This window comes from Clostridium sp., from assembly GCF_030532265.1.
Taxonomy (GTDB): Bacteria; Bacillota; Clostridia; order Clostridiales; family Clostridiaceae; genus Clostridium.
Genome location: NZ_JAUNLM010000025.1, coordinates 18305 through 31290 on the forward strand (window position 1 = coordinate 18305; position 12986 = coordinate 31290).

The window sequence follows — 12986 nt, forward strand, 5'->3', positions numbered from 1 at the left end:
ATTTTATGAGAGAAATAAGTGTAAAAATGGTTAGAGATACAGTAAAAGATTTATGTATAGCTTCAAATTATTACATAGGTGATGATGTAAAGGAAAGATTGATATCTTATAAGAATAATGAACAATATGAGATAGCAAGAGATGTTTTGGAAAAGATAATTGATAATTCAAATATTGCAAAAAATGAAAATATGCCTATGTGTCAAGATACTGGTATGGCATGTATTTTTTTAGAAATTGGACAAGATGTACATTTTATAGATGGAAATCTTGAAGATGCGATAAATGAAGGTGTTAAATTAGGATATGAGAAGGGATACTTAAGAAAATCAGTAGTTAAAGACCCTATTGATAGAGTTAATACTAAAGATAATACACCGGCCATTATTAATTATAATATTGTTAGTGGAGATAAAGTTAAAATAACTGTTGCACCTAAAGGATTTGGTTCTGAAAATATGAGTAAAATAGCTATGTTAAAACCTTCAGATGGATTAGAAGGTGTAAAAAAGTTTATATTAAAGACTGTAGAAGAGGCAGGACCTAATCCATGTCCACCAATGGTAGTTGGAGTTGGGATTGGTGGTACTTTTGAAAAAGCAGCATTACTTTCAAAAAAAGCTTTACTTAGAAATCTTAATGAGAAAAATAAGAATGAATTTTATGAGAATTTAGAAAAGGAACTTTTAAAGGAAATAAATAAAATGGGTATAGGACCGCAAGGTTTTGGAGGACTTACAACTGCAATAGGAGTAAATATTGAAACTTATCCAACACATATAGCAGGCTTACCAGTTGCGGTAAATATAAGTTGTCATGCAACAAGACATAAAGATGCGGTAATATAAAGGAGGATATATGGTTAAGAAACTAACAACACCTTTAACAATTGATAAAGTTAAAGATTTAAAATGTGGAGATTCTGTTCTTTTATCAGGGACTATATATACAGCAAGAGATGCGGCACATAAAAGACTTATAGAACTTATAGACAAAGATGAAAAATTACCTATAAATATAGAAAATGAAATAATATATTATGTAGGACCAACTCCGGCTAGAGAAGGACAAGTTATAGGATCAGCAGGTCCAACAACTAGTTATAGAATGGATGCTTATTCACCAAAACTTTTAGATTTAGGTCTTAAAGGAATGATTGGAAAAGGCCTTAGAAATGATGAAGTAATTGAATCAATAAAGAAAAATAAAGCAGTTTATTTCGGAGCAATTGGAGGAGCTGCTGCACTTATAGGAAAAAGTATAGTAAAATCAGAGATAATACTTTATGAGGATTTGGGTGCAGAAGCAGTAAGAAAATTAGAGGTTAAGGATTTTCCAGTAGTTGTTATAATAGATTCAGAGGGAAATAATCTTTATTTAAAAGGAAGAAAAGAGTATAAAAAATTATATTGCAAGTAATAAATTAATAAAAGGTAAGAGAGTATTCTCTTACCTTTGTTATTTACACTGTTTTAAAGCCTTTACCCTTTACTTCAGATGTATCCATTATTGTAATAAAGGCCATGGGATCAATTGCGTAAATTTTATTTTTTAAAGTTACCATTTCTCTAGTTTTTACAACACAATAAAGCATTTTAGCTTTTTTATGAGTGTATTCACCTTCAATAGGAATTGAAGTAACACCTCTATGAATATCTTTAATAACAAAATCTATAACATTTTGACTTTGACTTGTTATTATAAGCATTAGTTTTTTACTATCTAAACCTCTAAGTACTCTATCTAAGACAACTCCTTGAATAAATATAGAAAGTAATGTATATAGTGCTTTAGGTATACCGAAAATTATAGCACCTAATATAACTATTATACAATTTAATATAAATCCAAGCTTACCAATTTCAAAATTAGAGTATTTTTTTCTAATAAGCATAGTTATAATATCAGTTCCGCCAGTAGATCCGTTTCTTAAAAAAACTATTCCATATCCTGCACCACAAAGAACTCCACCATAAATACAATATAATAAAATATCATTAACTGCTATAAGAGTTGATAGTGGTTTTGTTATAATAAGTGCTAGGGATAATGATAACATACCAATAGCAGAATAAAGAGTAAAAGATTTACTAAGTTTTTTATAGCTTAATAAAAATAAAGGTACATTTAATAAGAATACAACTATACCTGCTTGGACGCCGGTTAAGTATTGAAATATAAGTGCAACACCGGTAGCTCCACCACTTAACAATCTAGCATGAGTTAAAAATAAATTAACTCCAAGTGAAGCTATTATACATCCAATAAAAATTAAAATTACATCAAGTAAAAAAGTTTTACTTTTTAATAGTTTAATCATAAAAATTCTCCTAAAAATTTATCATAAAAAAATATAAATACCTTCGTATATTATATATAAAATTTACAATAAAGTTAATGTGTAAAAAGCAGTACAATTAGCTAGAATTTAGGATTATTTACTAATAGGGTTAATATAATCATTAATAGTATAAATACCTTTAAATAAAAGGATATATCTATATTATATAGATATAATTTATAGACAGTATTATTTAAATAAAACATAATTAAAATATATTATAAAAAAGAGAGGTTTATGATTATGAATAGAGTTAGATTACCTGGAAATTTAAAGACAAAAAAGATTATATTATTTATATTAATTTTTATATGTATTTTTATTTTAATAAAGACATCTATAAATAATAAAAGTAACAGTTTTAACAATGAAATAAATTCAGAAACTAAAATAGAAAATAAATAGTTTAATATTTTCGTAACAAAGATAGATGTTTTTTTAAGCTAAATTACGATAATATAAATATAAGGAAGGAGTGTTATTTTAATATGTATAATATCTTAGTAGTAGATGATGAGAGAGAAATAAGAGATGCAATAAATATTTACTTAAGAGGTGAAAATTTAAATGTATTTAATGCAAGTAATGGTATTGAAGCATTAGAAATTTTAGAAGAAAAAAATGTGCATTTAATAATTCTTGATATAATGATGCCTAAATTAGATGGTATAAAGACGTGCTTAAAAATTAGAGAAAATAATAATATTCCTATAATAATGCTTTCTGCTAAAGGTGAGGATTCAGATAAAATATTAGGATTAAACGTAGGGGCAGATGATTATATAACAAAACCGTTTAATCATTTAGAATTAGTAGCTAGAGTAAAATCACAGCTTCGAAGATATGAGAATCCATTATCAGTAGATAATAAAGATTTTATAAAGGTAAAAGATTTAGAAATAGATACTATAGCTAAAAGTGTTAGAGTTAGGGGAGAGGAGATTAAAGTTACAGCAACAGAATATAAGATACTTTTACTTTTAGCATCTAATCTTGGAAGAGTTTTTTCAATAAAAGAAATTTATGAAAAAGTCTGGGAAGAACCTTTTTATAAAAGTGAAAATACAGTAACAGTTCATATTAGAAGAATAAGAGAAAAAATAGAAATTAACACAAAAGACCCAGAGTATATAAAGGTGGTATGGGGAATTGGATATAAGATTGAAAAATAAAGTAAAAAAATACTTTAATAATGTCTGGCTTATAGAGATTTTATTGGTAATTGTAATAACAGGAATATGTATGGATGCACTAATAAAGTATAAAAATAGCCCTAGTACTAAATCTGGTACTGGAGTTATAGAAGCTGTATTTGATAGAAGTACATTTTGCAAAAATTCATTAAAAGCAGACAGCAAGTCTTTAAGTAAAGATATATATGACAGAACTGATGGATTAAAAAAGTTATTATATTCAACAGAACAGCAAAAGGATGAAATAAGAAAAGAAATTTTTAATAATAGTTTTTACTCAAAAAGTAATTCTCAAAAAGAATTACCAGAGGGGATTTATTTTATAATAAGAAATAAATATAATGATGATATATTTACAAATGATCCGTTTTTTGAAGGCGTAAAAAAGGTTCAAGGTGATAGTCTTTATAAAGTTATTGAGGAAAAATATAAAGGAGATCATATAATTACATATAGTTGCAATAATGTTAATTTATTTAATGATTTAATTAACGACCCTGATGATAATCTACCCGAGTATTCAGGAAAGATACTTAAGAACTTTGAAGAAATATATTACACAAGTGAAATTAAATATGTAAATAAAATAAATTCATATATAAAAGAGTTTATTTTATTTATAATAATGATTCTTATAGATGTATTTTTAATATTTAAAGTACTATATGTATTCTTAAGTAAAAAAGGAAAAGTTTTAATAAGAGGTAATATAATAAAAGATATAATATATGTATTTAAACATGTATTTAAATATAAAGGACCTAGAAGGACTTTAATAACAGCAATAGTTATAAGTATAATTTTTTATATAGTGTACTTATATCTTTTAGCAATTGGTGGAACAGAAAAAAATATAATAGTAAATTTCTTTGCAGCATATCCTTTTAAAGGAAGTTTTTTACTTATTGCGTTGCAAATGATAGTTTTATTGTATTCAATAAAAAGAAATATAGAAATCGGAATGATTAAAGATGACCTTAAAATAATAAATGATGGTAATTTTGAGCATACAATAAAAGAAATTGGAGGCGGAGAAACTAGAGAATTAATTGAAAATATAAATAAAATGAAAGAAGGATATAATATAGCTGTTGAAGAAGCACTTCAAAATGAAAGGTTAAAAACAGAACTTATATCAAATGTTTCTCATGATTTAAAAACTCCATTAACATCAATAATAAATTATGTAAATATTCTTCAAGATGATAGAATATCAAATGAAGAAAGAAAAGATTATTTAAAGATATTAGAGAAAAAATCTAATAAATTAAAATCACTTATAGAAGACTTATTTGAAGTATCAAAGATAAATTCAGGAAAAATACAACTTAAAAAAGAAAAAATAGATATAGTTTCTTTAATTTATCAAGTTATAGGTGAATATTCATCTTTATATGAAAATAAAAAGATTGAGTTTAAAGTAGAGTGTGAAGAAGACCAAATAATAATGGATTTAGATGGAATAATGATTTCAAGAGTTATTGAAAATATAGTAATAAATGCACTTAAATATTCTCTTGAAGAAACAAGGGTATATGTTTCTATAATTAAAGAAGAAAATGGTGCGTTAATTTCATTTAAAAATGTAGCAAATTATGAAATGGAATTTGATGAAACAGAAATGTTTGAAAGGTTTGCAAGAGGGGATAAATCTAGAACTTCAGTTGTTGAAGGTTCTGGTCTTGGTCTTGCAATAACAAAAAGCATAGTAGAACTTCATAATGGAGTTACTAGAATTAAAAGAGATGGTGATTTATTCAAGATATATGTTTTCTTACCATTTGATGGAGATAATTATACAAAAATAGATGAGATTAAATAAAATATGTGATATATTAATAATAAATATTAAATAATATTTATTTAAGGAGTGATAATATGAAATATTTATTTGTAGAATATCCAAAATGCACAACTTGTAGAAGAGCAAAGAAATGGTTAGAAGAAAATAAAATAGATTTTGAAGATAGAGATATAAAACTTAATAACCCAAGTAAAGAAGAATTAAAAGAATGGCTTAAAAAGAGTAACTTAGAGATTAAAAAGTTTTTTAATACAAGTGGAGTATTGTATAGAGAAAAGGGAATGAAAGATAAGGTAAAAGTTTTATCAGAAGATGAACTTTTAGATATATTATCAGAAGATGGAATGATGGTAAAAAGACCATTAATTATAGGCGATAATGAAGTATTAGTTGGTTTTAAAGAAGCTGAGTGGGAAGAAAAGCTAAAGTAATAGAAAAGATCCATAATGTTATGGGTCTTTTTTATATTAGTAAGTAAATAATTAATATCTTATAGTTTAAATTGTCAAAGGATAAAGATTATTAAAATAGTGAGAATTTTAAAGATTATTAAATAAAAAGAGGTGATATAACAGTATAGCAACCTTTATAAAATTTTACACAATTAATTATAAAAACTATAATATATTAGTCAATATATTGTGTTGGTTTGGAGTAAATGCAATATAAATATACTATATATAGTTGGAGGAGAAGGCTAGTGGATATAATACGTGAACTTTGTGAGATAGGAATAAAGTCAATTAATAATAGATCGGATATATATACAATAGAAAGATTACAAGAAAAGTTAAATTTAATAATAAGACCTAATATGGGATATAAAGATATAAGGAACTCATTAATTCAGGTATCCTTAGAGCTTACTACAGATATGGAACCAGATTGGCAAAATGTAGCTTCAAGGCTATATGTTCATAAGCTTTATGATGAAGTAAAAAGTAATAGAGGTTTAAATAATGATGAAAATCCATATAGCAATTTATATAAATTTATAGAACAGTTAACGGAAGAAAAGTTATATGGTAAATATATACTTGAAAATTATTCAAAGGAAGATATATATGAATTAGAAAAAGAAATTAAACCAGAAAGAGATTTTCTTTTTACTTATAGTGGAATAAAGTTATTAAGTGAGAGATATTTAATAGAAGATTTTAATAGAAAGGTATTGGAGTTACCACAGCAAATGTTTATGGGAATAGCTATGCATTTAGCTATTCCAGAAAAGAAAGAAAATAGAATATATTGGGCAAAGAGATTTTATGATGTTTTAAGTTCATTAAAAGCAACAATGGCAACTCCAACAATGGCAAATGCAAGAAAGCCTTTCTATCAATTAAGTTCATGTTTTATAGATACTGTAAATGATAGTTTAAAAGGTATATATAAGTCATTAGATAATTTTTCTGAAGTATCAAAGTTTGGTGGCGGAATGGGAATTTATATTGGGAAAATAAGAGCTCTTGGATCACCTATTAGAGGATTTAAAGGAGCATCAGGCGGAGTAATACCTTGGGTTAAACTATTTAATGATACAGCAATAGCAGTAGATCAACTTGGAGTTAGAAATGGTTCAGTTGCTATATGGCTTGATGCTTGGCATAAAGATATACCAGAGTTTCTACAAGTAAGAACTAATAATGGGGATGATAGAAAAAAAGCTCATGATATATTTCCAGCACTTTGTTATCCAAATCTTTTCTGGAGACTTGCAGAGGAGGATATAGATGCTAATTGGTACATGATGTGCCCACATGAGATAAGACAGGTTAAAGGATATTCTTTAGAAGATTTTTATGGAGAAGAATGGGAAAAAAGATATTATGATTGTGTTCATGATGATAGAATAGATAAGCGTATAATGAAAGTCAAAGATATAGTACGTTTAATAATTAAAAGTGCTGCTGAAACTGGAACACCTTTTGCATTCTTTAGAGATGCAGCAAATAAAATGAATCCAAATAAGCATAAAGGAATGATATATTCATCAAATCTTTGTACAGAAATAATGCAAAATATGAGTGCCATGGATATAAGAGAAGCAGAAATAATTGATGAAGATGGAGAGAAAATTGTAGTTGAAAAAACTAAATCAGGAGATTTTGTTGTATGTAACCTTTCATCAATAGTTCTTGGAAATATTGATTTTACAAGAGAAGAAGAAATAGAATATGTTGTTGAAACACAGATAAGAGCTATGGATAATGTTATAGATTTAAATTATTATTCAGTTCCTTATGCAGAAATAACAAATAAAAAATATAGAGGGGTAGGACTTGGAACATCAGGTTATCATCATATGCTTGCAAATAATAGTATTCACTTTACTGCTGAAGAACATAGAAAATTTGCTGATAAAGTTTATGAAAATATAAATTATTATGCTATAAAAGCTAGCATGAAGATAGCAAAAGAAAAGGGAAGGTATAGTGAATTTGAAGGTTCAGATTGGGACAATGGAGATTACTTTAAGCTAAGAGGATATACTTCAGATAAGTGGAATAAACTAAGAGAAGAAATAAATACTTATGGTATGAGAAATGGATATCTTATGGCTATAGCACCAAATGGTTCAACTGCAACTTTAGCTGGAACTTCAGAAGGGGTAGATCCTGTAATATCAAGATTTTGGCTTGAAGAGAAAAAAGGTAGTATAGTTCCAAAGACTGCACCAAATCTTTCAGAAGATACTTATTGGTATTATAATTCAGCATATAATATAGATCAAAAATGGTGTATAGAAATGAATGGTGTAAGGCAAAGACATATAGACCAAGGTCAATCATTTAATCTTTATATAACAACTAATTATACAATGAGACAAATAATGAACCTTTATATAGATGCGTGTAAGGCTGGAGTTAAGTCAATATATTATGTAAGAAGTAAATCACTAGAAGTATCAGATTGTGAAAGTTGTTCTGCATAGAATTTTAGGAGGGTAATACTAAATGTTTGATATAAATAAAAAACCATTGTTCAATGAATTTGGAGATACAGAAACTTCAAAAAAGAAAATGATAAATGGAAATACTACAAATCTTAATGATTTTAATAATATGAAGTATACATGGGTATCAGATTGGTACAGGCAAGGTATGAATAATTTCTGGATTCCAGAAGAAATAAATTTAGCACAAGACTTAAAAGACTATAAGAAGTTAACAGAAGAAGAAAGAACTGCTTATGATAAGATATTATCATTTTTAATATTTTTAGACTCAATTCAAACAGCAAATCTTTCTAATATAAATAACTATATAACTGCAAGTGAAGTTAATCTTTGTTTAACTATTCAGGCTTTCCAAGAAGCTGTTCATTCACAAAGTTATAGTTATATGTTAGATACAATATGTTCACCTGAGAAAAGAAATGAAATATTATATCAATGGAAAGATGATAAGATACTTCTTGAAAGAAATAAATTTATAGGAGATCAATACAATAAATTTTTAAATGAACCAACAAAACATAATTTATTAAGAACAATAATGGCTAACTATATACTAGAAGGAGTATATTTTTATTCAGGTTTTATGTTCTTCTATAATTTAGAAAGAAACGGAAAGATGCCAGGTTCAGCTCAAGAAATAAGATATATAAATAGAGATGAAAATACTCATCTTTGGTTATTTAGAAATATTATAAGAGAACTTCAAAAAGAAGAGCCAGAAATATTTACAAAAGAACTTAAAGAAGAATTAATTGAAATGATGAAAATAGGTGTAGAGAATGAAATTGCTTGGGGACATTATGTAATAGGTGATACTATACAAGGAATAAATAAAAATCTTATTGAAAGCTATATAAAATATTTAGGTAATATAAGATTAATAGCAATTGGACTTCCTAAATTATATGAAGGATATGATAATAATCCAGCAGAATGGGTGGATAGACAAGCAAATGCTAATTCAGTTAAAACAGATTTCTTTGAAGCAAAATCAACTGCGTATGCAAAAGCAGCAACACTTATTGATGATTTATAAAAGATATTCATAAAAAGAACTAAATTATAAAAATAATTTAGTTCTTTTTTGCGCTTGAATAAAAATCAATAACTTATAAATATGTTATTAAATTATAGCGTTCCTTGTTTAAATAAATAATTAACAAATTAAAATATATTACCCACAAAATTAAAAATATTTGTGTTGATAAAAATTAATTTATCAAAATTATAATGATTTTTATTAATAAAATTTGAAGTTTGTGAAATTAAAGTGTATTGAAAATAAATATTCATAAAAATAGATAACTTTATTAAAAAAATATGATTAAATAAAAATTATGGTTAAATAAATTGTGTAAATTATAATTAATGAATTTATATAAATTTTGGGGGTATAATTATGAGTGATGGAAAAGGTCAAAAGTTAACTTTAATATCATTAATTTTAATGATATTTACATCAGTATTTGGATTTACTAATATAGCTAGAGCGTATTATCTTATGGGATATGCTGCTATTCCATGGTACATAATATCTGCTATAACATTCTTTATACCATATGCATTTATGATGTGTGAATATGGAGCTGCATTTAGAAAAGAAAAAGGCGGTATTTACTCATGGATGAATAGGTCAGTTGGAGAAAAGTATGCATTTATAGTTACATTTATGTGGTATGCATCAAATATAATTTGGATGGTATCAGTTTCTTCATCAATATGGGTTCCATTATCAAATTTAGTATTTGGTATAGATAGAACATCAACATTATCAATATTTGGATTAAGTGCACCAAAGACAATGGCAATATTTGCAGTAATATTACTTCTTGTCATTACATTTACAGCATCAAAGGGATTAAATAAAATAACAAAAGTTACATCAATAGGAGGAGCTTTTTCAGCTTTTGCTAACATATTATTATTTATAATATCAATAATAATTCTTGCTTTAAATGGATTTAAATTTGCACAACCAATAGATGCACATGCATTAGTTTCATCACCTAATCCATCATACCAATCACCAATAGGAATTTTAGGATTTTTAGTTTTTGCTATATTTGCTTATGGTGGAATTGAAGTTATAGGTGGTTTAGTTGACCAAACAAAAGATGCAGAAAAAACATTCCCTAAAGGAATAAAAATTTCAGCTATAGTTATTGCAACAGCGTATTCAATAGAAATTTTATGTGTAGGATTTTTTACTAACTGGAATGTTGCTTTAAATGATAAAACTGTTAATATGGCAAATGTAGCATATATAGTAATGGGTAACTTAGGATATTCATTAGGTCAGGCTTTACATTTATCAGCATCAACATGTCACATATTGTATAGTATATTTGCAAGATTTATAGGACTTTCAATGTTCTTAGCCTTAATGGGAGCATTCTTTACAATTATATATTCACCACTTAAGCAACTTATAGAAGGAACTCCAAAAGGAATATGGCCAAAGTCATGGGTAGTTCTTGATAAAAATAATATGCCAAGAAATGCTATGATAGTTCAATGTGCTATAGTAATTGCAATAATATTAATTACATCTTTTGGTGGAGAATCAGTATCTAAGTTCTTAAACTACTTAATACTTATGGGAAATGTTGCAATGACAGTGCCTTATGTGTTTATAGCATTAGCATTTATCCCATTTAAGAAAAATAAGGATATAGATAAACCTTTTGAAGTGTTTAAAACACATACATCAACAACTATATGGACAATAATTGTTGTTATTACAATAACTTTTGCAAATATATTCACTATAATACAACCAATTATAGAATCAAAGGATTACGTAGCTACAATATTCCAAATAGCAGGACCAATAGTATTTGGAGGAGCTGCAATAATCTTATATGATAGATATGAAAGAAAGAAAAAGAAATTAGGTTAATTTAAATAATGTGCACAATAAAATTATAATTTTATTGTGCACATTAAAGTTTAATGAATTATTATTGATAAAAGTTTTTATAAAAAATAAAAAGATTACATTAAAAGTATTAGTTTGAGTAGAATATAACATATAGATATATATTATAAATGTAGTATAGAACAACTATATATTGTATTAATTTAAAAAAATAAATAAAAATTGTATAAATTTAATAATAATCAATAAAATGAAATTATTTACAACAATATGTGTATTAAATATTATAATAAATGACAAAAAAAATTATAATATGTCTTAACAAGTCGATAAATTATGATATAATTATTAAAGGTTGTACTTAACATTGTAAAAGTTATCATAAGATTAGTTATTAGATAACATTTTTTTTTATGTACTTAATTTTCAGAAAAGTAACATAATTAAGGAGGGTTTTATTATGAAAAAAGGTATTGCTGCTTCAAAAGGATACGCAATAGGAAAAGTATTCTTACAAGAGCATGAAGAAATAGTAATAACAGATGAGAAAATCACAGATGTAATCGCAGAAAAAGAAAAATTACAAAAAGCACTAGATGCAGCTAGGGAGCAGCTAGAAGGAATAAAAGCTAAAGCCGCTGTTGAAATGGGAGAAGAAAAGGCTGCTGTGTTTGAGGCACACATAACTTTACTTGATGATCCAGAATTTACAGGCGCTATGGCTATGGAAATAGAGAATAATAGCTTAAATGCAATGAAAGCTGTTGAAAATGTAACAAATACTTTCGTTATGATATTTGAATCAATGGAAGATGCTTACATGAGAGAAAGAGCAGCTGATATAAAAGACGTTTCAAAGAGAATAATTTCAAACTTAGCTGGAAAAGGCGGAGATGCTTTTGCAATAACTGAAGGAAATACTATAGTTGTTGCTGAAGATTTAACTCCATCAGATACAGCTCAATTAGATAGAAGTAAAGTTGTAGCTTTCTTAACTAACATTGGAGGAAGAACTTCACACTCAGCTATTATGGCTAGAACATTAGAAATTCCTGCAGTTGTTGGTCTTGGAGATATAACAAAATCAGTTAAAACTGGAGACTCAATAATAGTTGATGGTATTGAAGGAATTGTTATTATAAATCCAGATGAAGCTACAGTTAAAGAATATGAATCAAAAAGAGAAGCTTTCTTAAAAGAGCAAGAAGAACTTAAGAAGTTAATCGAAGTTAAAACAGTAACTAAATCAGGAAAAAGAATTGAAGTTTGCGGAAACATTGGAAAAGCAGAGGATGTTGAAGGTGTTTTAGCTAATGGTGGAGATGGAATAGGACTATTTAGAACTGAATTTTTATATATGGATAGAGATAGTGCTCCAACAGAAGAAGAGCAATATGAAGCATATAAATATGTTTTAGAAAAGATGAATGGAAATCAAGTTGTTATAAGAACTCTTGATATTGGTGGAGATAAGACTTTACCATATTTACCATTACCAGAAGAAATGAATCCATTCTTAGGATATAGAGCAATTAGACTTTGTTTAGATAGAAAAGAATTATTCAAAGTACAATTAAGAGCATTACTTAGAGCTTCAGTATACGGAAATCTTGCAGTAATGTTCCCAATGATTTCAGGAATTCAAGAATTCAGATCAGCTAAGGAAGTTGTTGAAGAGTGTAAGGCTGAACTTAAAGCAGAAGGAAAAGAATTCTCAGATTCAATTCAATGGGGAATCATGGTAGAAATACCAGCTGCTGCTGTTATGGCTGATGAATTAGCTAAAGAAGTTGATTTCTTCTCAATAGGAACAA

The 12986-nt window shown here is 26.7% G+C and carries 11 protein-coding genes; 10 read left to right on the plus strand and 1 reads right to left on the minus strand.

Annotated elements, in window-relative coordinates; all coding sequences use genetic code 11:
- The first annotated feature begins 5 nt into the window (after positions 1-5).
- Both Q4E08_RS07095 and Q4E08_RS07100 read left to right on the plus strand, forming a co-directional pair.
- A complete protein-coding gene (locus Q4E08_RS07095; RefSeq protein WP_303129657.1) occupies positions 6-848 on the plus strand; it encodes a fumarate hydratase in 843 nt (280 codons plus the stop codon).
- Between the two features lie 10 nt (positions 849-858).
- The gene (locus Q4E08_RS07100) at positions 859-1419 is read left to right on the plus strand and encodes a Fe-S-containing hydro-lyase (protein WP_303129659.1); all 561 of its coding nucleotides are present in this window, start codon (positions 859-861) and stop codon (positions 1417-1419) included.
- A 43-nt stretch (positions 1420-1462) separates the two neighbouring features.
- On the opposite strand, the gene Q4E08_RS07105 is transcribed toward Q4E08_RS07100, so the two are convergent.
- Positions 1463-2320, minus strand: a complete 858-nt coding sequence (locus tag Q4E08_RS07105) for a YitT family protein (protein WP_303129661.1) — start codon at positions 2318-2320, stop codon at positions 1463-1465.
- Between the two features lie 264 nt (positions 2321-2584).
- Here Q4E08_RS07105 and Q4E08_RS07110 point away from each other — a divergent pair, with 264 nt between their 5' ends.
- The 8 genes from Q4E08_RS07110 to ptsP all read left to right on the plus strand — a co-directional run.
- Positions 2585-2746, plus strand: coding sequence for a hypothetical protein (locus Q4E08_RS07110; RefSeq protein ID WP_303129663.1), 162 nt, complete (start codon positions 2585-2587; stop codon positions 2744-2746).
- A gap of 83 nt (positions 2747-2829) precedes the next feature.
- The gene (locus Q4E08_RS07115) at positions 2830-3513 is read left to right on the plus strand and encodes a response regulator transcription factor (RefSeq protein WP_303129666.1); all 684 of its coding nucleotides are present in this window, start codon (positions 2830-2832) and stop codon (positions 3511-3513) included.
- Positions 3491-5356 (plus strand): HAMP domain-containing sensor histidine kinase, encoded by a 1866-nt coding sequence (locus Q4E08_RS07120; RefSeq protein WP_303129669.1) that lies wholly within the window; start codon positions 3491-3493, stop codon positions 5354-5356. Before Q4E08_RS07115 ends, Q4E08_RS07120 begins: the two co-directional genes overlap by 23 nt.
- Before the next feature lie 56 nt (positions 5357-5412).
- A complete protein-coding gene (locus Q4E08_RS07125) occupies positions 5413-5769 on the plus strand; it encodes an arsenate reductase family protein (protein ID WP_303129670.1) in 357 nt (118 codons plus the stop codon).
- A 227-nt stretch (positions 5770-5996) separates the two neighbouring features.
- Entirely contained in the window at positions 5997-8270 is a 2274-nt protein-coding gene (locus Q4E08_RS07130) for a ribonucleoside-diphosphate reductase subunit alpha (RefSeq protein WP_303129671.1), read from the plus strand.
- A 22-nt stretch (positions 8271-8292) separates the two neighbouring features.
- Positions 8293-9330, plus strand: a complete 1038-nt coding sequence (locus Q4E08_RS07135; protein WP_303129672.1) for a ribonucleotide-diphosphate reductase subunit beta — start codon at positions 8293-8295, stop codon at positions 9328-9330.
- A 363-nt stretch (positions 9331-9693) separates the two neighbouring features.
- A complete protein-coding gene (yjeM, locus tag Q4E08_RS07140; RefSeq protein ID WP_303129673.1) occupies positions 9694-11193 on the plus strand; it encodes a glutamate/gamma-aminobutyrate family transporter YjeM in 1500 nt (499 codons plus the stop codon).
- Positions 11194-11632: 439 nt separating this feature from the next.
- Positions 11633-12986 (plus strand): phosphoenolpyruvate--protein phosphotransferase (gene ptsP / locus Q4E08_RS07145; protein ID WP_303129674.1); only part of this gene is annotated, 1354 nt, incomplete at its 3' end.